Annotated in this window: 20 protein-coding genes and 1 pseudogene; 3 read left to right on the top strand and 18 right to left on the bottom strand. The window is 38.7% G+C overall.

Translation table 11 applies throughout. The annotated features are described in order from the left end of the window. Positions 1-91: 91 nt before the first annotated feature. The 13 genes from ACWIX0_RS09620 to ACWIX0_RS09680 all read right to left on the bottom strand — a co-directional run bounded on the left by ACWIX0_RS09620 (position 92) and on the right by ACWIX0_RS09680 (position 9,788). The gene (locus tag ACWIX0_RS09620) at positions 92-670 is read right to left on the bottom strand and encodes a hypothetical protein (RefSeq protein WP_454173792.1); all 579 of its coding nucleotides are present in this window, start codon (positions 668-670) and stop codon (positions 92-94) included. A gap of 1 nt (position 671) precedes the next feature. Then, positions 672-1,802 (bottom strand): hypothetical protein, encoded by a 1,131-nt coding sequence (locus tag ACWIX0_RS09625; RefSeq protein ID WP_454173793.1) that lies wholly within the window; start codon positions 1,800-1,802, stop codon positions 672-674. A gap of 151 nt (positions 1,803-1,953) precedes the next feature. After that, complete coding sequence (locus ACWIX0_RS09630) at positions 1,954-2,400, bottom strand: hypothetical protein (protein WP_454173794.1); 447 nt, start codon at positions 2,398-2,400, stop codon at positions 1,954-1,956. A gap of 118 nt (positions 2,401-2,518) precedes the next feature. Then, complete coding sequence (locus ACWIX0_RS09635) at positions 2,519-4,702, bottom strand: heavy metal translocating P-type ATPase (RefSeq protein ID WP_454173795.1); 2,184 nt, start codon at positions 4,700-4,702, stop codon at positions 2,519-2,521. Between the two features lie 21 nt (positions 4,703-4,723). Then, the gene (locus ACWIX0_RS09640) at positions 4,724-5,191 is read right to left on the bottom strand and encodes a hypothetical protein (protein ID WP_454173796.1); all 468 of its coding nucleotides are present in this window, start codon (positions 5,189-5,191) and stop codon (positions 4,724-4,726) included. A gap of 8 nt (positions 5,192-5,199) precedes the next feature. Continuing rightward, on the bottom strand, positions 5,200-5,751 hold the full coding sequence (locus ACWIX0_RS09645) for a hypothetical protein (protein ID WP_454173797.1): 552 nt from the start codon (positions 5,749-5,751) through the stop codon (positions 5,200-5,202). A gap of 2 nt (positions 5,752-5,753) precedes the next feature. Beyond that, entirely contained in the window at positions 5,754-6,353 is a 600-nt protein-coding gene (locus ACWIX0_RS09650) for a type VI secretion system amidase effector protein Tae4 (RefSeq protein ID WP_454173798.1), read from the bottom strand. Continuing rightward, entirely contained in the window at positions 6,346-7,113 is a 768-nt protein-coding gene (locus ACWIX0_RS09655) for a hypothetical protein (protein ID WP_454173799.1), read from the bottom strand. Before ACWIX0_RS09655 ends, ACWIX0_RS09650 begins: the two co-directional genes overlap by 8 nt. 28 nt (positions 7,114-7,141) lie before the next feature. Then, the gene (locus ACWIX0_RS09660) at positions 7,142-7,651 is read right to left on the bottom strand and encodes a hypothetical protein (protein WP_454173800.1); all 510 of its coding nucleotides are present in this window, start codon (positions 7,649-7,651) and stop codon (positions 7,142-7,144) included. Positions 7,652-7,660: 9 nt separating this feature from the next. Beyond that, positions 7,661-7,987, bottom strand: a complete 327-nt coding sequence (locus ACWIX0_RS09665; protein WP_454173801.1) for a hypothetical protein — start codon at positions 7,985-7,987, stop codon at positions 7,661-7,663. A gap of 240 nt (positions 7,988-8,227) precedes the next feature. After that, entirely contained in the window at positions 8,228-8,542 is a 315-nt protein-coding gene (locus ACWIX0_RS09670) for a hypothetical protein (RefSeq protein WP_454152272.1), read from the bottom strand. Between the two features lie 84 nt (positions 8,543-8,626). Beyond that, on the bottom strand, positions 8,627-9,400 hold the full coding sequence (locus ACWIX0_RS09675; protein ID WP_454173802.1) for a hypothetical protein: 774 nt from the start codon (positions 9,398-9,400) through the stop codon (positions 8,627-8,629). Positions 9,401-9,413: 13 nt separating this feature from the next. Further along, complete coding sequence (locus ACWIX0_RS09680; RefSeq protein WP_454152270.1) at positions 9,414-9,788, bottom strand: hypothetical protein; 375 nt, start codon at positions 9,786-9,788, stop codon at positions 9,414-9,416. A gap of 294 nt (positions 9,789-10,082) precedes the next feature. Between ACWIX0_RS09680 and ppsA the strand changes: the two genes are divergently transcribed. Together ppsA and lpoB are read left to right on the top strand one after the other, a co-directional pair. After that, entirely contained in the window at positions 10,083-12,509 is a 2,427-nt protein-coding gene (gene ppsA / locus ACWIX0_RS09685; protein WP_454173803.1) for a pyruvate, water dikinase, read from the top strand. A 49-nt stretch (positions 12,510-12,558) separates the two neighbouring features. Beyond that, positions 12,559-13,191 carry a penicillin-binding protein activator LpoB gene (gene lpoB / locus ACWIX0_RS09690; RefSeq protein WP_454173804.1) on the top strand — a complete coding sequence of 211 codons (633 nt, stop codon included), beginning with the start codon at positions 12,559-12,561 and terminating at the stop codon, positions 13,189-13,191. 199 nt (positions 13,192-13,390) lie between these two features. On the opposite strand, the gene ACWIX0_RS09695 is transcribed toward lpoB, so the two are convergent. From ACWIX0_RS09695 to ACWIX0_RS09715, 5 genes and pseudogenes are all read right to left on the bottom strand, one after another. Continuing rightward, complete coding sequence (locus tag ACWIX0_RS09695) at positions 13,391-15,949, bottom strand: hypothetical protein (RefSeq protein WP_454173805.1); 2,559 nt, start codon at positions 15,947-15,949, stop codon at positions 13,391-13,393. A 30-nt stretch (positions 15,950-15,979) separates the two neighbouring features. Next, positions 15,980-19,237 carry a cytochrome c biogenesis protein CcsA gene (ccsA, locus tag ACWIX0_RS09700; RefSeq protein ID WP_454173806.1) on the bottom strand — a complete coding sequence of 1,086 codons (3,258 nt, stop codon included), beginning with the start codon at positions 19,235-19,237 and terminating at the stop codon, positions 15,980-15,982. A 103-nt stretch (positions 19,238-19,340) separates the two neighbouring features. Continuing rightward, positions 19,341-20,105, bottom strand: coding sequence for a thioredoxin fold domain-containing protein (locus ACWIX0_RS09705; protein WP_454173807.1), 765 nt, complete (start codon positions 20,103-20,105; stop codon positions 19,341-19,343). A gap of 233 nt (positions 20,106-20,338) precedes the next feature. Beyond that, positions 20,339-21,325: pseudogene (hemH, locus tag ACWIX0_RS09710) on the bottom strand (ferrochelatase); the annotation flags it as partial. A gap of 220 nt (positions 21,326-21,545) precedes the next feature. Continuing rightward, a complete protein-coding gene (locus ACWIX0_RS09715) occupies positions 21,546-21,710 on the bottom strand; it encodes a hypothetical protein (protein ID WP_454173808.1) in 165 nt (54 codons plus the stop codon). A gap of 85 nt (positions 21,711-21,795) precedes the next feature. Here ACWIX0_RS09715 and ACWIX0_RS09720 point away from each other — a divergent pair. Then, the coding region (locus ACWIX0_RS09720) for a hypothetical protein (RefSeq protein ID WP_454173809.1) at positions 21,796-22,319 on the top strand (524 nt) is incomplete at its 3' end.

A 22,319-nucleotide genomic window follows, 5' to 3' on the forward strand; every position in this document is an offset into this window, starting at 1 on the left:
CTCATCTGCATTGAGTGTAGCGCAACATAATAGCGTTAAAAGTAGTTTTTTCATTTTTTACACTCCTTGCTTAAAAATGATTGTTGCAAAATCATTGTCCGCTTTTATATTGTTCTAAAAGCTCAATAATTTTTTCATAATTTCGCACGGCGTTAGAATCGCCACTAGATTTTGCTTCATTTAGCTTTTGTGTGGCAAATTGCAATGGCGTTCGCTTAACATAATTTTTATCATAATACACTTCATCTATCTTAAATCCCTCATACTTCGCTACATTGTCCTTATATGTGAGTTTATTTTCTAGCAGAAATTTTACAGATTCTACCTGCGCAGATTCAATAGCGGCAATCAAAAAAATCATTCCACCACTTGCCTGCATAGTGATAAATACCCCCTTCCCAAGCTCATCAAGCATTAGTTTCAAGCCCTTTATGTCGCATTCTCCAAGCATATACATTATCGTGTAAGGTGTTTCTTTGTAAAAATATACATCATCTTCCCTACCTTTCCAATCTTTTGCCCACTCATTATAGAGAGCAGATTCTCTTGTGAAGTTGCATTCTTGTAAATCTTGCGTTTGTGATTGGCTCAAATCTTTGGAATCCCCATACACTACATTTGCAAAAAAAATCGCCAACATCAAAAATGAATGAATAATTGATTTTGTCATATCAATATCCTCCCATTTGTTTTTTTGTCTCTTTAAGTGCTTGAATAATGTTTTCATAGCGAATTATCATTTTGTTGCCTTTTATATTTTCATAAAAAGATTGCTTGCCATTAGAAACGCGTTTAATGCCTTTTGGATAATTGTCCAATTCCCAGCCATATTTTACGCCTATTGAAGCAAATTCCATAGCTAACGCATAAGCTGCTTTATCTATATCGCCATTTCCTTTAAGATACTTCATAACATCAGGTCGTTTTTTGTCAATCAAATATTCCTCAAAGATTCTATCTTGCATTTCCTCATTATACAAGTCATTGTCGTTAAGATTTAAGGCATTTTTTGCACCCAATAAAGTATTCTTAGTAACTTGAAATCTACCAGCTGCAAATATTTCTTTTGTTTGTTGTTTTTGTATTATCGTACTTAATGGTAGCATTGTGAGTTCTTTTAAATCTTTTGCGCCATAATATTCTTTTCCTTTAGAGTTTATTTGTTTGTGATTGCACATAGTGTATTTGTTTTGAGATTCTGCCTGTCCTATCAAATCTGCTAATGGGCTATGTGCTAATGGATATTTTTTTGTTGTATGTCTTTTTGTATTGCTTATAAAATCCTCATAAATTGCCATATCATCATTGCTTGCATATCTTTGTGGTAGTGGTGTGAAAATCTCATTTGATTTTGTGTCTAAGTTCTCGCTAGATTTTGCGCTAGATTCGCTTATAGATTTTGCGTTTTCATTGCTATTTTGTGCATTATCAAAATCTGCTATGTCCTCATCTAGCTCGAAAATATCCTTTGCTTTTGGCGTTGTGCCTTTTGCAAATCGCAGTGGTGTTCCATTATCAGTAAAAATCTGTGAAATTTGCTGGGCGATTATCGCGCTATCGCCATTGATTATAAGCGTATTTGAAAGCGCAGAATCTAAAATTGTAACGATTGCTTTGCAGGGCGTTGAAAAACCCGCGACTTGATGAGTGCAACCGATAATTTGTGCTTGCAATAAATCCTGCTTTGTTAGCACGCAACTTCCATCAACCTCTAGCAATTTATTGTTACTAAAAGCCACGATTTTACCCTTATGAGCGCATTCTATGTTGTCAGATTCTAGCAGTGGATTTAGCTTTGGCACAATGATTTGTCCTTTGAATTTTTTTTCCTATGTAAATTTATTTTAGATTTTACTTCATTTCATTTTAAGTATTATCATTGTAGATTCTTTTACTCACACTCTTTGCAATATTTCACAACGCTCTTTAAAGCCACTCCTTGCTAAGTGTAGATTATTTTTTCTCATACAAGCTATGATGCCAAATGCTAAACCCAACCAACGCCACGCCAGAGGCGATATGTAGATTTCGTGCGAAGTTACCTTTAAAAAACGCGCTCCCCACGCATACAAGCAGTGAAGCACTCATTCCTAGCTTTGCAAATTCCCTTTTAGATTCTACCGAAGTGAGTAGCTCTGCGACTTGCAGGGTTTTTAGGCTTAGGCTTGAGGTTTTAGAATCGTTTGATTTTGCCCCATTTAAGTGTGTCGTGCCACTCTTTGTGCCATTGCTTACACTAGATTTTAGCACGCTAGACTTACTTGCGGTATTTGTGGTATTTTTTGCTTGCAATGTGCGCGGTTTTTTCGCGCTAGATTTTGTGCTTGATATGCCCTTTGTTTCGCCATTTACGCGAGATTTTGCAGGGCGTGAAATGCTTGCTTTATTTGTTGTATTCATTATTGCTCCTTATGTTGTGATTTTTTTGTTTTTCCTAATTTCATCTTTTTGACACTCCCCTTTGCCACTTTATAAAATAACACCACGCAACCAATCAACGCTAAGGGCATTAGAGGCATTATTTTTTCCTTAAGTGTATGCCACGAAGCGCGTTTAGCAGTAGCCCGATTGTCGTGCCATTATGCAAAAATGCCGTCTGAATCGGTGATAGTTTCCCAAATGTCGCGGCTGCTAAAATCGCACTATTTACCACAACGGTGATTTTGAAGTTTTTATTGACTTTGTTTAGGCACTCTAACGCGTATTCTTTGGCGTCCGCTACGGATTCTATGTCATCTTTTAGTAGCACAATGTCCGCGCTTGCTTTGGCGATGTCAGCACCTTTGCACATTCCGATTCCGCTGTGTGCTTTGATAAGCGCGGGGGCGTCATTGATTCCGTCCCCTACAAAGGCGACTTTATGCCCCTCATTCATTATGGATTCTAGAATCTCTGCTTTTTGGGTTGGCAAAAGTTTGGCGTAAAATCTATCGATTCCTAGCTCATTTGCAATTTCACGCGCTTTGTTTTCCTCATCGCCTGTTAGCATTACGATTTGTTTCACGCCACTTTTTCGCAAACGCGCTAATGCTTCTTTGGCGTTGTGTCGCACCGTATCTTTAAGCAAGATAAGTCCTAGCAATTCCCCGTCATAGCCGATAAATAACGGCGTATGTCCAGAATCTAGAAGTGATTTGATTTTGGTTTCGTGTGCGCGCATATCCACGCCCTCATCGTCCTCTAAAAAATGCCGATTGCCAATAAGCACTTCTTTGCCATTGATTTGGCTTTTTACGCCGTGCGCGACTATGAATGTAACTTCATCGTGGTGGATATGGTTAAATTCTCGCTCCCTCGCTGCCTTTACCACCGCTTCAGCCACAGGGTGGAAATAATGCTCCTCAATGCTCGCTGAAAGATTTAAAATCTGCTCTTTATCCCATTGTGGCGAGAAACTATGCACTTGCACGACTTCAAGTTCGCCTTTAGTAAGCGTGCCTGTTTTATCAAAGACAAAGATTTCGGCTTCGTTTAGTTGCTCCAAACTTTTTGCACCTTTGATGATGATACCATTTTTGCCCGCACTAGAGATTGCAGACTTAAACGCCACAGGGGTGGCAAGCTTCAAAGCGCAGGAATAATCCGCTTGAAGCACGCTTGCCACGCGTGTCAAATCGCGGTTAAACACATACGAGAGAATGGCAAGCCCCAAAGTAATTGGCACGAGGCTATCAGCCATTTTAGAGGCGGAGAGCTGAATACTAGATTTTTGGGTAAGTGTCTCTTGGATATAGTTTTTGATTCTCGCGGTGGCGGTTTGGCTACCCACGCTCTCTGCCCAGATTTTGATTTTGCCCTCTTGGACAATCGTGCCTGATAGCACCCTATCGCCCCGCGCTCTTTTCACAGGCGTGGCTTCGCCTGTCATTGAGATTTGATTTACCATTGCTTCGCCAGAGATGATATGCCCATCGATTAAGATACTATCGCCCGCGCCCACCACGACAATATCGCCGATTTGCAAATCCTCACTTTTGGTTAGCACCAAATCGCTTTTACCATTTACTTGCTTCTCTACCCACGCTTCGCCACCTTGAGGCTTGCTAAGCTCTTGGAGCAAATCATCGCTTTTATACATTGTCATCTCTTCGATATATTCGCCCAAAGTCAGCATAAAGTTCGTAGAATTTGCCGTGCGAAAATCGGAGCGATAGAGCGAAATCGCCACCGCCATAGCCTCCAAAACGCGCGAAGTAACGCCCTCGCTTAATGCCTCTTTTACGCCACTTTTTAGCAATGGATAGGCTGCGATTGCGCTAAATGCGGCTTTTGGCACTTGTGGCACGATAAAAGGCTCGCTAATAAGCGCGGTTGCCGAACGCACCACTTCAGCAGAGCTTGGAATCTCATCGCGCAAAGCAAAAATGCTAGATTCTGAAACCTTGCGCTTTGAAGTGGTGAGCAGATTTGTAAGTGTGTGAAAAATCTCTTTTTCTAATCGCGCTAGCTCGCCCTGCCCTCCCTCATAGCTAATGATAATATTATGCAAAATATCATTGACACGCACGCCTTTCACGCCATCTATCGCCTCCACAGATAGTCGCAGTGGCACAGCTTGAATCGCCCCGCCTTTATGCAACGCATACGAAAATCTCGCACGATTTGCCGTGCTATGAATGAGTTTTAATCGCACGGGATTTTGGCGTGAATCGTTACGCAAACTTTTGGGTTTAGATTTATTAGAAACTAATTGCTTTGCCATATTTGCCCTTTAACGCACATTTTACCATATGTCTCCCAAAAATTCGCTTTTCCAAAATGTCCAAAACTTCTCATTGTCCTCGCATCTTGCATACCCTTTTTGATTATATGCTTCGCGCAAATCAAATGTTACAGGAATTGTGCGATAAGAATCGCTTATAGTTAGCGAATCCCTTGCAAACGAAATATTGATAAATCTATCATCAGTTGCTTTTAGCGCGTAAGTGTCGCTATTTTGCTTTTGTATGTCGATGATTTGATAAGGTGTGATTTCCTCTCCATAAGATATAATGACGACAGATTTATCTTTAATGGTTGTTATCTCTAAAATCGCACATTTATCGCGTGAATCTATGCTAAAAAATTCTTTATCCCAAAAGCCATAAGAATCTAATACGCTTAAAGAATTTGGGGTTAAATCCTTTGAATCGCCACACACTACAAACATAGGTATAAACAATATTAAAAGCAACGCACTCAGTTTTTTCATTTTTTATTTTACCTCAATATTTTAGAATCCAAAAAATTAGAATGTTGCAAAAATAGATTTATTGTTTCTTTATATTGCTTTTGATATTGTTTAGGGAACATATCCTGCAAATAATATGGTCGCAATATCATATCTATTTCTTGCATATATGCTCTACTTTCATATAGATTCATACACGAAACAGCATAAAATTTATCATTATTGTATTTCTCTATGTATGGCGCAAATCTCATATCTTTTGGATTAGACATTGTATCTTGGATATATTTTTCTAACTTTTTAATTTTTTGATTATCTCCATCTTGGTGTGCAATTCTAATGCTATAAAATTTCATAGCTTTTTCAATTTCTTTATTTTCTTTTGTTTTGCTATCAAAGTTTTTAATACAATAAAATAGTCCATATCGCTTAAACCATATTATCACTTCATCGATACTTTCCCAGCTTTCAAGCAATTCCATTGGAATTGGATTTGAGTTGTTATAATATGCTTCATCTTTTGCAATAACATTTACGCATAAACATAATGCAACAACTAGCGCATATATTATTTTAAACATATCTATTTTAATTCCCAAAAATAAAATTGTGTTACGATGACATTATCCCTAGCATCATACAAAAAATTAGAATTATCTACAAACTTACCCTCTTTTCCATTCCATAAAGTAGTGTGTCCATAGGCACTTTCTCCCCAACCTATTATTCTCATCACTACGATACCATTTTTATCAAATTTTATAAGTTCATTATCATAAAAAGAAGTATTATCCTCTTTTGAACTCATAGATTTTGGGCTGTATGGCTTTTCGTATTTCCATTTTATATATAAAAAATCTCTAATGTCTTGAGAGCCTAAAACATATATTTTGTTGTCTTTACCAATATAAGTTTTTGTGTTTGGTGTTGGCTTTATTAGGGGCATTCCACCATAATTTAGCGCATAACTCATTCTTAAAGCACAAGTATCTTCATATGTCGTAGGGGATTTGTCAAATTTATCATAAGGCTCACCACCAACTAATTCATATTTCGGTTTCGCCTTTTTAACAGGTTCTGTCTCATTAGCACCCAACTTATCTATTGCCTCATACGCCTTTTTTACGCTTTCCCATTGTGGTCGCTCGATATTTTTTGCTAATCTTTTCTTTTTTTCAGGCATAGATTTCAATCTCCCCTGTTGGTATATTTTTGCCATTAAAGACATTTTTTAGCAATGCTTGATTATCTCGTATTGTGGCATTTATGATAAACGATTCACTTTGTGTTCTAACCTCAATTTCCATTTGCTCATTATCGTTGTAACCACTCGTAACAATATGCAGATTCATATCATTACTATGTCTCGAATCTTTGCCTTCTAATTTTATCATCTCATCCCCATAGCTAAAATATATTTCTAATATTTCTTTTTGGGATTGTGAATCTTGCGTGGATTGTGAATCGCTTGAATCTTTGCTTGATTTTGCATTAGATTCGTTTGAATCGGCATTTAAATCTCCGCTAGATTCACTTATAGATTCTGCGTTTTCATTGTCATTTTTCGCATTATCAAATTCTGTTATGTCCTCATCTAACTCAAATATATCCTTTGCTTTTGGCTCACCTTGCAAGATTAAAGGTGAGCCTTTATCCGTTAGGACTTGAGAGATTGCTTGTGCTAGGACTATTTTTTGATTGTCAATTTCTAGCAATGTGGAGCAAATAGAGTTTGGGATATTTGCTAATTTGGTGCAAGGACTTGGAATCCCAGCTACATTGTTAGCACAGCCCACAATGGTGGCATTTGCTAAATCTTGCAGACTTATCATTCCAGCATTTTCTACGCACATCAAATCTTTTGTGGTGGATTGAAGCAAGACTTTGCCTTTGTGGGCGCATTCTACGCTATCAGATTCAAGCAATGGATTTAGCGGTGGCATTGGGATTCCTTAATGATAATCGCAGAATCTACTCCGAATCCACTTCCGCTTTTGCGTCCTCATATCGCTCTTTTAATTCCTCGATGCCCATTTCAAAAAGGCTAGAAATTTTGGCAAACCCTTTAAAAATCGCGCTTTGTGCGTCTTTGTTTGTCAAAATAAAAGTCGCCACTGCCCCGATAAACGCACCTTTTAAAAAATCTTGCTGTGAATTGCCCGAATTAAAAAATGAGCTAAGTGCGCTTGTAGCGGAATTTTTGGCGTTTTGATTTTGGGCGTTATTAAAGCCTTGATTACCCAAACCTTGCGCGTTATTTGCGTTATTAAAGCCTGCGTTATTTGCGCTTTGATTGCCAAAGCCTTGCGCATTGCTATTTTGCGCGTTACTAAAGCCTTGAGCATTTTGCGCGTTATTGTTTTGGTTATTTGTAAAGCCCTGCCCTGCATTGTTTGTGGTGTTGTTTATGTAAGGATTGCTTTGCAAAGTATCCAAGTTGTTTGCGGTATTTGCGTTATTGTTATTTTGATTTGTTGCCATTTTTCCCCCCTATTTTTTGAGTAATTTTTTATCATTTGCGATACTATCGATGACATACACGCCTGCCACGCCCGCGCACAGATACGCGCTAGATTCTAGCAGGGCTTGAAATGCGCCTTTGTTGCTCCCTACTGCGTTTGCCACGCCTATCGCACACGCGGTAATCACCGCGCCTTGTGCGCCTGCTGTTAGTGTATTTTTGAGTGCTTTTTCTTGTGAGATTTTGCCCTCTTTGTAGTCTTTGTAATTCATATATGAAGCGAGTAAGATTCCCGCTACGCCGCCACTTACTGCGTGTCCTGTGATTGACCGTTGTGCTCCTGTGTTGAGTAACATTTGTTCTCCTTTAAAATTTAAAAGATTGCGTGATGATAGCTTAGGCTACCAAAACTTACCACTTTAAGATGTTGCGAAACTCTGCCTTGCTGAATTTTTTGCTTTACCAAAATTCAGCTTTGTCAAAATTTTTTTGCAATGTTTGGTTTGCAATTCTACTTTTATAAAGTAAGATTTACAACTAAAATCTACAATTTTGCTCCATAGATTGTAGTTTGTATCACTTTGCGTGCAAAATCTTTATTTAGAATCTAACGATAAAGTCGCTGTTTTTGATTCTGTGCTTTTTTGGGCTTTTGCATTGCTTGATGCTTTTTGCTTCGCACTCTTGGTGCTTTGCGTGGTAGAAACCGCGCTTTTTAAGCTATTGGTGAGGTTTTTTGCCCCTGTTTTGATAGAGGTAGAAACCTTGCCAAATGCCTCCTCGCCTTTTTTAAGCCCTGCTTTTAAGTCTTTGCTTTTTGCTTTGACTTGCTTTTTTAGCTCATCTCTATTATTATACGCATATACTGCGCCGCCACCGATGATTAGTCCTGCTATAAATGGTAGTGCCATTTTTGACTCCTTTTTGATAAATTTCGTGCGTATTATAATATAATTTTCTCAAAATGCAAGTCTTTTTAGGAAAATTTTTTCATATCAAAAAGGTAATCGTTGTAAAAACGCCACCAGCTCGTCTTTTTGCAATTCTCCTTTTTCTAGCTTCGTAACAATGCCCTTTGTCTCGGCATAAAAATGCTGAATTTGGTTGATAGAAGTTTGTATTTGGCTAAATAGCGGATTTTGGCGTAGCAAATCTTGCAACGCCATTTGAGGGAGATTTGTATCATTTGGGAGCGCGGGATTTGCAGATTTTGCAGAATCTGCAAGACTTGGATTTGTAATATTTGGATTTGCATTTTCTTTGGGCGACTCGCCTTGCAGTAGCGCAATGTGATGATTGTAGCTTAATGCTTGGAGCTGGTAGAGTGTGTCTAGCACTTTGGGATTTTGGCATAAATTTTGCGCCTGTTTGATTAAAAAATCGCAAGTTTGTAAATGGTGGGATTCAACGCCCATTGCCAAAATATTGAGCGATTTAGCATCCACCACGCCCATTTCGCTTTGTAACTCGCCCAAAATATCATCTGGCAACGCGCTTGGCAGTAAAATCTCATCTTTTTTATCCGCCAAATCACTCGCATTACAATCGCTAGATTCCCCCAAATCTAGCGCGTCTAAAATCACTTTTGCATTTGCTAAAATCTCGCGCTCTTTTTGTGCGATTTGGCGAAACACCTTGCGCAAATTCTCATCTAACATATCATTTGAATCTAACGCTCTTTCATAAAATTTGAGCGATTTTTCTCTCTCATTTATTGCTAAAAATAAGATTCTCTTTTTGCTTTGTTGTGTCGCTAAAATCTCGCTCATTTGCCACGCTCACTTATGAATCTAAACTTTTTGCCATTTCATTTAGCTTCGCACAAATTGCCTCTAGATTCTCCTTTTTTACCCAATCTTCCCACAAGCTAGGCTCAAAAATGGCTTTATCATACTCGATTGTCGCACTTCCCACAATGGCATTGACTTTGATATTTTTCACAGCAGGCAGACTTTGCAAAAGTGTGATGATAAAGCTCTCACTCCCCTCCCCCGCGCTACTTTGAGGTAAAATCTCACGCAAACTTGTCTCGCTCGCCCATTTTTGTATCGCTGGGATTTTGGTTACATTCACACGGATACGAATGCGCCCGGGGATATGATGAATAATGCTAAAAAACTCCGCCACTTGGGCTATATCACTCATTGGGATTTGCATTTGCCCTCCTTTTATTTGTAGATTTTTATGGATTTTATTAAGATTTTGCCTGATTTTATGCAAAATCTTTTCTCAAATTTTTCTCTTACAAAGCCCGTAAATTTTGGCGTGATTGTAGCATAAGTTGTGTTACAATTTTGGCTTAGGCAAATTTATTTTGTGCTTTTTAAGTGCCACATAAAGATTCTTAAATTACAATATATTCTTTTATGTTGGCTATACTGCTTAGGTAATTAGATAACGCCCAAACTACCTTGACTTCCAAATATTCCACGACAAATTAGGAGAAAAGCGATGAAATACATTAAGTTTTTCAAAGAACTTAACAACAAAGATGTCCCCCTTGTAGGTGGCAAAAATGCTAGCATTGGCGAGATGTTTCAAGAGCTAGTCCCTGCGGGCATAAAAGTGCCAAATGGATTTGCCATCACTAGCGATGCGTATTGGTATTTGCTAGATTCTGGCGGGATTCGCCAAAAGATTATTGATTTGCTAGATGGCGTAGATGTAACCGAAATCGATGTGCTAAAAACCCGCTCAAAGCAAATCCGTGAGCTAATCTTTGGGACACCTTTCCCTGATGATTTGCGCGAAGAAATCTTTAAAGCATACAAAATCCTAAGCGCAGAATATGGCAAAAAAGAAGCCGATGTCGCTGTGCGTAGCTCTGCGACAGCAGAGGATTTGCCCGATGCGAGCTTCGCTGGACAGCAAGATACATATTTAAGTGTCAAAGGGCAAACCGAACTTATCCATTACATAAAATCCTGCTTTGCTTCACTTTTTACCGATAGAGCGGTAAGTTACCGAGCGTCTAGGAAATTTGACCACTTCAAAGTCGCGCTATCAGTTGGCGTGCAAAAAATGGTGCGCGCAGACAAAGGTAGTGCTGGCGTAATGTTTAGTATCGACACAGAGACAGGGTTTAGAGATGCCGTGTTTATCACTTCAGCGTGGGGGCTTGGCGAAAATGTCGTAGGCGGGCTTGTAAATCCTGATGAATTTTATGTTTTTAAACCAACACTAAAAGATGGCAAACGCCCTATCATCAAGCGACATTTAGGCACAAAAGACAAAAAAATGGTATATGCACCAAAAGGCAGTGAGCACACCACTGTAAATGTAAAAACCACAAAAAAAGAGTTTAATAGCTTTTCTATAAGCGATGCAGATGTGTTAACTCTTGCAAGATATGCTATAAAAATCGAAGAGCATTACACCAAAGAAGCGGGCGAATATCGCCCGATGGATATGGAGTGGTCAAAAGATGGCGAAACAGGGGAAATCTTTATCGTCCAAGCCCGTCCAGAAACAGTGCAAAGCCAAAAGCACAAAAAAGACGATGGGCAAAAACTAGAAAAATTTCAATTTACAAACCCAAATGCCGAAAGAGAGATTTTGCTAAGCGGTCGTGCCATAGGTGGCAAAATCGGTGCAGGCAAAGTGCGTATCATCAATAATTTAGAACATATGAATACATTTAAAGATGGTGAGATTTTGGTAACGGATAATACGGATCCTGATTGGGAACCTGTGATGAAAAAGGCTTCTGCTGTCATCACAAATCGTGGCGGACGCACTTGCCACGCCGCTATTGTCGCAAGGGAAATCGGCGTGCCTGCCATAGTTGGCGCATTGGGCGCGACCGATAGATTATACACAGGAATGGAAGTAACGGTCTCTTGCGCGGAGGGCGAGGAGGGCTACATATACGCAGGTATCCACGATTATAAAGTAGAATCCATAATGCTAAATGATTTAGGACGCCCAAAAACCAAAATCTATATGAACATAGGCAACCCTGAAAAAGCCTTTGGTTTTGCCCAGCTACCAAATGATGGCGTGGGATTGGCGCGAATGGAGCATATTATCTTAAACCAAATCAAAGCCCACCCATTGGCTTTGCTTGATTTGCAAAATGGCAAAAAAGACATAAAAGAGCGGGGCGAAATCGAAAAACTAATGGCAGGTTATGATAGCCCAAAAGACTTTTTTATCGAAAAAATCGCAGAGGGAATGGGAATGATTTGCTCGGCGTTTTATCCAAAACCTGTGATTGTGCGACTAAGTGATTTTAAAACAAATGAATATCGAGGAATGATAGCAGGGCTTGCTTATGAGCCATTAGAGGAAAATCCTATGCTAGGCTATCGCGGGGCAAGTCGATACTACTCTGAGCTGTATAAAGTCGCGTTTGAATGGGAATGTGAGGCTCTCTATAAAGTGCGAGAGGAAATGGGGCTAACTAATATGAAAGTGATGATTCCATTTTTGCGAACACCTGAAGAGGGCAAAAAAGTGCTAGAAATAATGCGCCGCAAAGGACTAGAATCAGGCAAAAATGGACTAGAAGTGTATGTGATGTGTGAATTGCCTGTGAATGTGATTTTGGCTGATGAGTTTTTGGGAATGTTTGATGGCTTTTCAATCGGCTCAAATGACTTAACCCAACTAACTTTAGGCGTAGATAGAGATGGACAGCTAGTAAGCCACATATTTGATGAGCGCAATCCTGCAATGTCAATAATGTTTAAAAAAGCAATAGAGGCGTGCAAAAAGCATAATAAATATTGTGGAATCTGCGGGCAAGCCCCAAGCGACTACATAGAAGTGGCAGAATTTTTGGTGCGTGAGGGGATAACCTCTATCTCGCTAAATCCAGATTCTGTGGTGGGGACTTGGAGTAGAATCGTAGAGCTAGAAAAAACGCTAAAAAAATAAGCAAACTTATGCTTTTAGCTAACAAAAAACACAAAAGAAAGGATAAAAAATGCAAAAACAAGATATGTTACTTTTAAGTAAGGCGTTGGCGTGCGTGCTAGTGGGTTCAGTAGTGCTAAGTAGCTGTGCTGATGTAAGCTATGTAAATACCGCAGAATCAAAATCTTACACTTCGCTAGGGATTGATTACCACGATTTGGAGCAAGCTGCTAGCCAAAATATCGCTAGCTTGCTAGAGAGTGGCTTCGTGCGCAATCTAGCAGGACTAGATAAGCCCAAAATCTTAGCGATTTCTGATGTCATAAATGACACTATGCAGCATTTTTCTACCGAAGAGCTTACACGCAAAATCACGCGTGATATGCGAAATAGTGGCAAATTTATCCTCACTATGGCGTTTGCAGGTAGTGGTGGGAGCAAAGATAATATGATAGATTCTGTGCGGGATTCTCGCAAAAATGAAGAAGTAAATCAATACGCCCTACCCGAAAAAGGCGAGATTTTGCCCCCTGAGCTGTCTTTGTCAGGCAAGATTGTCCAGCGCAACACAAAAGTAAAATCCAAACAAAGAGTGGATTATTTTTTCTTGCTGACTTTGACGGATTTAAAAAGCGGGCTTGTCGTGTGGGATAATGAAGTAAATATCATAAAGCTAGGCTCAAACAAAAAAAGTGCGTGGTAATGCTCTCAAATAGGCTTTTTGCAAGATGATTTTTGCAAAACTAGATTTTGGCAAGCGTGCTTTTGCAAAAACGATTTTGGCAAGCGGATTTGTAATAACAAACTAAATAGATTTTAATTTGTTTGCTAGATTTTGCGTTTTTTTAATAATGTCGCAAAATCTAGCAAAATCCAACAAATACTCCAAATAAACAAAAAACTTAAAATTCCAAAAACTCCTCATCATCTTCGGGCAATTCAGGGAGCTTTTTTTGCACTTGTGGCGAGGCAAAATCCCCGCTAATGTTAATCTCTAAGCCCTCCATTATATTTGCATTTTGCAATCTTTGCACATTAGCACTTTGCGGGTTTGATAGATTTTGACTAAAATCTATCCCCAAATCATCGGTAATATTTGGCATAGATTCCGTATTTATTTGCGTATTTGTTTGTGCGTTTTCTTGCGTATTTGTATGGTTTGACACATTTGATTTTGCATTTTTTGGCTTTAGGGCGAGGGCTATTTGTAGATTTTGGGATATTAGATTTATCACACAGCGCGTAGATTCTAGTCTCTCGCTTGGGGTATCTATGCTTAAAGCACATTGCGTTACGCCTGAATTTAGCGTGGATTGTAGGCTTAGGCTAGATAGATTTTTGTTTGTTTGGGTGGTATTATTTTGCGTATTATTTTGTGGATTATTTTGCGTATCTTTACTAAAATTATGGCTATTTATGTTGCCAAAATCTAGCTCATTACCCTCCAAAACATTGCCAAAAACTAACACCTGTTGTGTGCTATTTTCGCCCTGTGCCAGCCCCTCAATCCCATAAAAACTCAAATCCGCGCTAGAAATATTTGTAGAAATATCGCTAGATTTGATACTCATCGCACCTTTGTGAAATACAAAATTATAATTTGCATTTATCTGTGCCCTACCCACAAGCGCATTAGCAACCTCACTAGGCGTCCCAAAAAAACCTAGCAATTTTTCTAGCGCGATATTTTCGCTATTTATTTTTAGATTTTCCCCCACCATCTCAAACTCGCTAACCCCACCAAGCGTGCTACTTTTGCCCTGCAATGTGGATTGTTGCACATCATAGCTGCCTTGCAAATGTAAAACGCCACGAAGTTTTAGCCCTAGCATTGCACCTAAATTGATAAGATTTATTATTTCTAAATCATATTCGCCCCGTGTCCCATCGCTACTTAGATTTGCGAGTTTTAAAGAAGCGATAGGGATTTCGTATTTGTCCGTGATTTTAGCGTTTGTATCAAGTGTTTTTAGGTTGGTGCTAGATTTTATGAGAATGGCTAGATTTGGGGTTAGCTCTTTTTTTGCGCTAGGCGATTTTTTGCGACTTTTGATAGTGTTAGATTTTTGGTTAAACGCAGAAGCGATGGAGGATTTTAGATTTATCGATAATAGCGTTAAAAGATTTTTTTCATTTGTGCTTGCATTTTCACTTGCATTTGTGTCAAATTTTGCTTGCAAACTTAGCAAATTTGCATTTGCATTGCGCTCATTTTTTATGCTTTGCGTGGCGTTTTTTTGGGCTTTTTGGATAATTAGATTTTTTGCATTTAGATAGCCTGCTATGTGATTTTTTTCTCGTTTTTTATGTAGCACCCCCTTTGCTTGCAAATCAAAAATCCCATAAAACACATAAGGCAAATCCAAAATCTTGCTTGCTATAAGTGCTGGAAACGCCTTTAGCTCTAAGCCATATTGGGTGATTTCCAAATATTTTGCACGCGCTATGATTTTGATTTCTGGGGGTTGATTGTGTGGATTTTGCATCATATCTAGCGCGTAATCTAGCGCAGAATCTAGCCATAAAGAATCCTGTGCGTTTGGCAAATCTAGCAAGTTAAAATCTAAGCTAGAATCGATATTTTCCTCCAATGTCAAATCAGATTTTGGATTAGATTCTACATTATTAGTAAGATTTTGTGGATTATCTACAAAATCATCATCAAAAATCGCAATCTCATCAAGAAAAAAATCATTTATCGCTGTTTCGTTCGCTGTTTCATTCGTAGTTTCATTTGCCACATTGTTGCTAGTCGCAAAATCATTTAGTGCAAAATCGCTATTTTGTGGCGTATTTATGGTGTTTTGACTTGCTTTTATTGCAAGGGGGTGAGGCTTGCTAAAAAAATGCGGATAAACATTTGGATTAGATTTTGGGCTAAAAATCGCGCTAGATTTTGCCTCTCGTGGCAAATCCAAACTAGGCGCAACGCTAGATTTTGCGTTAGATTCTTTATCGCTAGGCTCTTTTATACTTGCAATAATGTAATTATTATATTTGCCTACCAAACGCAGTTTAAAAAGCGTGGATAAAGGATTTGTAGCAAAATCTTGCGCTAGATTTTGGGTTTGTGGATTTTGCAAGGCTTTTTTATTTTGCAAAGTTTGTGGCTTAGTATTTGGCAAAAATTGTGCAAGTGGATTTTGCGCGTTTAGGTGTTGCTTTAGCGTGTTTGCCACCTCATCTGTGGGAGCAAAATCTATTAGCAAATCAAAACCTTTGAGAGAGTATCTACCCTGCATTTGCGCTTGCAGTGTATCCGCTAGGATAAAAGAGCTTTTTATATTGCCAAAGGATATTTGCAAGGATTGTATTTGCGTGCGTATGGGGAGTTTTGCATTTATGCCTGCTTGAAGTATGGGGATTAAAATCTTGTTCCCAAAAGAAGTAAAAAGCAAGATATTTGCCCCCACTATTAGTGTGGAGAGAAAAATCCCAATGCTAAAAAAAAACTTACGCAATGTGTGCCTTTTTTATATGCTTTAGTGTTGCTAATACGCGCTTTTTAGACCTCTTTTTTGCCACGCGGCAACGATAAGTGCGAGCGTGAAAACGACAAATACATACACATACCATTCAAGCACAATAGGATCTCCAGAGGCATAAGAATGCTTGCCTGATAGAAAATAATTTACCCCAAAATAAGTCATCAAAATGCTATAAAACGCCAGCACAGACGCGCTCGCAAACACAAAAGACATATTTACAAAGCCCATAAAGCGCAAATGTAGCACAATGCCATAAACCACAATGCTAATCAAAGCCCAAGTCTCTTTTGGGTCCCAGCCCCAATACCTCCCCCACGATTCATTAGCCCACACCGCACCCAAAAAATTGCCAATCGTTAAAAACAAAATGCCTAAAATCATACTCATTTCGTTAATCGCCCCCACAGAAAAAATCGCCTTGTCAATGTTGTTTTTATCATTTGTGCGGAGCAAAAACAAAATAAGGCTAAACACGCCAAGCATAAAGCAAAGCCCCAAAAATCCATACCCAGCCGTAATCACGCTTACATGGATATTTAGCCAATAAGATTTTAGCACGGGGACTAGGTTTGTGATTTGTGGGTTCATAAACCCAGCGTGCGCGACAAAAAGACTTATGCCAGATAAAAAGCTAGCCGCACACAATGCCAAAATATATCGCTTAAAAAACACCACGCCAGCTACCCCACTAGCCCACGCGATATATAGCATCGATTCATAGGCATCACTCCACGGCGCGTGTCCTGCGACATACCAGCGCAGAGCTAGCCCAAAGCTATGTGCTAGCACACACACACCCAAAACACCAAAAATACCATAATAAAGCCACTTAGGCAATGCTTTGTCGCGCACGATAAACACAAGCACTACGATAAATCCTAGCAAACCTAAAATCATATATGGAAAAATGAGTTTTTCAAAAATATTGTAATGATTTAAGATAATCTCCCATTCGACTTGTGATTGACTTAGATAGTCGCTTCCGCCGTTGCTCTCTTGATAGGATTCTATCGCTTTTAGGGCGATATTTGCGTTTTTCCACGAGTTTGTTACCACGCCTTCTAGCACGCCAAAGGCAAACATATTGATGATAGAATATTGCACTTCAAAGAGCTTTTTTTGCTCTTCATTTAGCACATTTTGCATATATAGCACCATAAGTTCGCTAGGCGAAAACCACCGCTTGCTTTGCCTATCAGGGAATACACGCAGGCTAAGTAGATTTTGGGTATTAGTAAAAATCTCAAACCGCTCGCTAACTGCGATTATGTCTTTGTCAAACTTGCTATGTTGAGATTGCGGGATTCTATTTGTCTCGGCTAGGTAGTTGTGTAGCTTTGATTCTCCCAAATCGCTATCATAAATATCTAGCCAGCTTACATATTTTTCATCTTTTGACACACCCAAAATCTCGCGCAATCGTGGCGTATCTGTGGCGATGATTTTGACTTTTTTCCAATCATTTGGAAAGGCTATCATTCCTAGCAAAACTTCGACATTGCTAAGCCCGCTAAAGCCGTCTTTTTTGTGGATTTTATGGACAAATTCCATAGCCACCGTATCAAATGGCTTAATGCGCCCCATAAAATCTTGCGTTTGGATTTTGCCAAAACGACTTTGAAATTCCTCCGCATTTGCTTTTAATAAATTTATTCGTTCATTGATATGTTTTTGATTTATCAAATACGGGCTAATCTGCGCGTCATTTAGGGCTTTTTCTAGCTCGGGCGTTATGTTTAGAGAATTAGCGTTTGGTAGATTTTGTGCTTTTATATCGCTTAGATTTTGGTGTGGATTTTGATGGTTTTGAGCGGGATTTTGTGGAGTGGGATTTTGTGGTGCAAGGTTTTGCGAAGAGGGGTTATTTTTGGGAGTAGATGAGTGGGTTTGTATATTTTGAGATTGATTTTGCAAAGGGTTTGATTGTGCGTTAAGTTGAGATAGATTTAGCAATGCAAATGCGATAAAAACACTGCCAATGCTACTTAAAACCTTGCTAGAAGTTGCGTTTTTATTAACAGATTTTGGGCTAGATTGTGCGCCGTATTCTGCACTATGTAGATATTTTGCTAGCATTTGAAATCGCCCTTTTTTATCAAAAAGCAACAAAAGCCCTGCCAAAATCAACAAAGTATAGCCAATATAAGTTGGGATTTTGCCCGGGTCGTTATTCACAGATAGCACGGTTGTGTAGGCATTTACCTCATCGTCAAAATAATAGTTGCTTTGATAAAATCGATACCCCCCAAAATCAAGCGTATGGTTCATATAGATTCTAAAAGGAAACAAAATCTTATCATTTTCATCTAGCACTTCGATTTGTGAAGCATAAGATGATGGATTTTCCGTGCCTGCATAAGTTTTTTTCTCAAACTCTAGCAAGCGGATTTTAAAAGGCAAAGCCACTTTTTTTGCCCCCCAATGAAATCCAAACTTCATTCCCCCCACTTCTACGCGCAAGATTCTATGCTCATTAGAGCCACCTGCCCCACCCAAAAGGGATATTTCCTGCGTGTCGCCATTATAGCTGACTTCCAATGTCAAAACCATTTCCCTATTTTTGGGATTTTCTTCATTTGGAGGCGTTAGGGCGATGTCTTTTGAAGTGATGCGCAAAGGCTTGTCAAAAATCTCTACAACTTCGTTGATTTTAGGTTTGGCAAAAAATGTCCCATACACGCTAATATCGGCGTTTATAAATTGTGGCTGTGCTTTTTGCCAATTCTCATCAATCGCAGAAATATTTATGTAATTTTCACTTGAATAGAAAAAATCCGCGCTTTGATTTTCGCTCACCACAAAAATCCCCTCCCTACCAAAATAGCGCGTAACGCCCGCACCAATGATAATAATGATAAACGAAAAATGAAAAAGTGCTGAAATGTATTTTTTGCGAGGAATTGCGCGATAATGGATAAAGCTAACAATCAACGCAACAATAAGATAAATATGAAGCAGGGCAAACCACCACGAATTATACACGATTGCGCGTGCGGCTATCGTGCCATAATCATTTTCGATAAAAGTCGCCACCGCACAAGATAGCGCGTAAAAAAACGCCACAGGCAAAATCACCCAAAACGAATAAAAAAATCTAAGCAAAGATTGATTTTGGGTTTGTTGCAAAGAATTTTGCGCGCGATTTTTTGCAAGATTTTGCGCGGGGTTTTGTGTCTTTTTTTGTGAAGTTTTATTTTTTAGATTTTGTGTCTTGCTTTTAAAAGCATTTTTTATAGATTTTATGTTGTCTAAGAGTTTCATTTTTGTCCTTTATTGTGATTTGCGTGTTGTGATTTGTAGCTGTTGTTAGTTGTGAAAATTTGCTAGATTTTGCCTTGCAAGTTTTCATAGATTTTCTAGCGCATTATTCTATGCTATCTTGCTGAAAAGCCATTTGCAATTCTTTTTGCAATAGCTGTGATAGCTTTTTTTCATCACCTTTTGCTTCAAGCCATTTCCCACTTGTGATAAATCCTAGCAATGCCCTAAACTGCGCTGGTGGCAAGTAGCTAGGATATTGCAAGATACTTTGCCCCTCCTTGCTAGATAGCACGATAGTAGGCGTAGGGGAAATGCCATAAATTTGGGCTAGCTTTTTGGTTGGGAGTTTGACTTCTTTTATGGTGCTTTGCGTGGCGTTTGAAGTGGCTTTAGAATCTGTTTTAGAATCTGTATTGCCGATTATAAAGTTGTGGATTTTGGCATAGCTTAGATTGATATAATACGCGCTAAATTCATCGCCTATAATCCTTTGTAGTTGCTCATCTTGCTTAATATCATTTTTTAGCTTTTCGCAATACTTGCAACCATTTGCCCCAAAAATAAGAAGCATATACTTGCCATTTGGACTAATTTCCTTAGTATCTCTAAAAATATGCTCTAGCCCTAAGTATGAATTTTTATCTAGCTCGCTAGATTCTAGGTTTTGGCTATTTTCATCTTTGCACGCGTTTAAAAAAAACATATTTAGCACCAAAAACGCACAAAAAAATGGCGCAAAAATCATATTTGCGAAATGATTTTTTGGGTTTTTGTGGATTTTGGCAAAATAGATATTTTCAAGAAGTTTATTTGCAAGAGGGATATTTGGCATTATTTGTTTGCGTGATATGTCAAAGAGTTTTTTCATTTGATTTTCCTTTGTTTGTGGATTTGGTTTTGTGAGGTTTTTTGCCTTGTTTGTTGATTTTGCTTTGGCTCTTTGTTGGATTTAGATTTTGCCCTGCTTGGTTTGTTGTTGTTATTTTTATATGTTTTTTTGGTATTTTTTGGATTTTTATTTGCGTTTTTGCTTTGTAAAAATTTTGATTTTTTGCGGGCGGTGGCGGGGGATATTTGTTGGGTTGTGTGTTTTTGTAGTGCGTCATTTGCTAAATCTATGATGATTTTTGCAAAGCCCTCTTTGTCATTTGGGCATTCACACACAAGATAATCGCTAATTTTTAGAGAATTAGCTAGCTCTTTGTATTGGATTTTTAGCTCATAATCTGTTTCAGAGTTATCAATGCTAAAGGCTAGCGGATAAATGATGATTTTGCTATCTTTGTTTGCGGTTATGGTGCTACTTGTGCTTGGCTCTATCCAGCGCATAGGTCCTACTTTGCTTTGGTAGCATAGCAATATTTTTTTTAAATTTACTCCCCTAGATTCTAGGATTTTGCTTATGATTTGTTTTCCTTTCTCGCAATGCTCCACATAGCAATCGCCCTTATCTATTAGGCTTTGTGGCAATCCGTGCGCGGATAATAGTAGCACAAATTCACTTGGATTTTGCGCGTTATTTTTTTGCAAAGTAGCGATTATCTCATCTACGACTAACTCATAAAAAGGCACATAATCGCTAAAATGCTCCACCACGCTAACTCGTGGGGCATAATCTAGGGCTTTTAACCCCCTCTTTGCATCTAGCAAAGATGAATACGCAGTCGCCGTAGAAAACTGCGGATATAGGCTAAAAAGCACCAAATCCTGCACACCACGCGATTTCAAATCGCTTAGCACTTCTTGGCAAAAAGGTGGCGTATATCGCATAGCATAAGTGTAAATCTTGCTAGAATCTAGCGCATTTAGAGCGTTTGTAAGGGCGAAAGTGTGCTTTATCAGCGGGGAGCAACCACCGATTTTACGATAATTTTCTTTGACGGATTCTAGCCTTTTTGATACGATTATGCTACCTACCATTTTGCGAATCAAGCTATTTCGTATCGGCAACAAAAGCGGGTCGCCAAAAATGTTTTTTAAAAACGGCTCTACGCCCGCAATATCCGTAGGTCCTCCCATATTTAAAAGCACGACAGCGGTTTTTGGACTAAGTTTATTTTGCGCGGGTTTTTTAGATAAATCTTTCATACATAGCCTTAAAAGCCAAAATAAAACCAAAATCTTAGCAAAAAGCAACTTAGATTTTGCAAATAAAAAGCCTAAAATGATTGTGATAGATTTTTCATTAGCGCATTTACTAATTTTTGAAATAATGTTGGGCTTAAATTTTACTTTACAAAAGGAGTCAAAATGACACAACAAGCCTGCTTAACCACGCTAGAATCTAGCCATAATCAAAACGCAAAATCTAAGATTTTGCACAACTCTCTCTCTCTCTCTCTCGTAAATCTCTTGTAAGCACTTCGCTAGCTTTATCACTAGCATTATTTCCAAACATTGCAAATGCCCTTACAATAACTTCTAGTGATTTTACAAACAAAGGTGGTGGCGTATTTGCGTATGAAAATGCCACTCAAACAGCCCTAGATATAAAATCAGAGCTAAATCCTCAAGGTGCTACTTCTCTAGTTATAAACACCCCACAAGCAAATATCACAATGGGTGGGGAAAAAATCATAAGCGATGGGAATCCACTAGGTTTCACTATCACTGCAAAAAGCCTAAATCTTACAGGCACAAGCAGCGCTAATTCACAAATTAGCATATTTGAGCCTGCTACTATCAATGCAAATGTTCGCACGCAAAACGCACTCATCGAAATCGGCAAAGGAACAATGACGCAAAATGGACAAACTCGCACATTAAATGGAAATCTAAACATAAATGGGAATCTAAGCACACAAAACACAATCATTAGAAATGGCGTTGTGGGCGGTGGAGATAGGGGGCGACTTATCGTAAATGGCACAAGCACGATAAATAGCACAGAATTTATCATCTATTCTTTTGATACTTTGAGTAACGCGCAAGCAAAGGTTTTGATGCTTACTTCAAATGGCAATATCACGCTAGGGAGCGGAAATAGCGCGTCTTTTTATATCCGCAAAGATACTACTTTGCTAGAAAACACTTATAATTTTACATTGGCTCAAGACAACTTAAGCGGATTATTTTTTATCAA

This window comes from Helicobacter sp. T3_23-1059 (assembly GCF_053654515.1).

What these genes read in the sequence shown, in the direction of transcription:
- ACWIX0_RS09620 (WP_454173792.1), bottom strand. Translation starts at nt 670, where the DNA reads ATGACAAAATCAATTATTCATTCATTTTTGATGTTGGCGATTTTTTTT.
- ACWIX0_RS09630 (WP_454173794.1), bottom strand. Translation starts at nt 2,400, where the DNA reads ATGAATACAACAAATAAAGCAAGCATTTCACGCCCTGCAAAATCTCGC.
- ACWIX0_RS09635 (WP_454173795.1), bottom strand. Translation starts at nt 4,702, where the DNA reads ATGGCAAAGCAATTAGTTTCTAATAAATCTAAACCCAAAAGTTTGCGT.
- ACWIX0_RS09640 (WP_454173796.1), bottom strand. Translation starts at nt 5,191, where the DNA reads ATGAAAAAACTGAGTGCGTTGCTTTTAATATTGTTTATACCTATGTTT.
- ACWIX0_RS09645 (WP_454173797.1), bottom strand. Translation starts at nt 5,751, where the DNA reads ATGTTTAAAATAATATATGCGCTAGTTGTTGCATTATGTTTATGCGTA.
- ACWIX0_RS09650 (WP_454173798.1), bottom strand. Translation starts at nt 6,353, where the DNA reads ATGCCTGAAAAAAAGAAAAGATTAGCAAAAAATATCGAGCGACCACAA.
- ACWIX0_RS09655 (WP_454173799.1), bottom strand. Translation starts at nt 7,113, where the DNA reads ATGCCACCGCTAAATCCATTGCTTGAATCTGATAGCGTAGAATGCGCC.
- ACWIX0_RS09660 (WP_454173800.1), bottom strand. Translation starts at nt 7,651, where the DNA reads ATGGCAACAAATCAAAATAACAATAACGCAAATACCGCAAACAACTTG.
- ACWIX0_RS09665 (WP_454173801.1), bottom strand. Translation starts at nt 7,987, where the DNA reads ATGTTACTCAACACAGGAGCACAACGGTCAATCACAGGACACGCAGTA.
- ACWIX0_RS09670 (WP_454152272.1), bottom strand. Translation starts at nt 8,542, where the DNA reads ATGGCACTACCATTTATAGCAGGACTAATCATCGGTGGCGGCGCAGTA.
- ACWIX0_RS09675 (WP_454173802.1), bottom strand. Translation starts at nt 9,400, where the DNA reads ATGAGCGAGATTTTAGCGACACAACAAAGCAAAAAGAGAATCTTATTT.
- ACWIX0_RS09680 (WP_454152270.1), bottom strand. Translation starts at nt 9,788, where the DNA reads ATGCAAATCCCAATGAGTGATATAGCCCAAGTGGCGGAGTTTTTTAGC.
- ppsA (WP_454173803.1), top strand. Translation starts at nt 10,083, where the DNA reads ATGAAATACATTAAGTTTTTCAAAGAACTTAACAACAAAGATGTCCCC.
- lpoB (WP_454173804.1), top strand. Translation starts at nt 12,559, where the DNA reads ATGCAAAAACAAGATATGTTACTTTTAAGTAAGGCGTTGGCGTGCGTG.
- ccsA (WP_454173806.1), bottom strand. Translation starts at nt 19,237, where the DNA reads ATGAAACTCTTAGACAACATAAAATCTATAAAAAATGCTTTTAAAAGC.
- ACWIX0_RS09705 (WP_454173807.1), bottom strand. Translation starts at nt 20,105, where the DNA reads ATGAAAAAACTCTTTGACATATCACGCAAACAAATAATGCCAAATATC.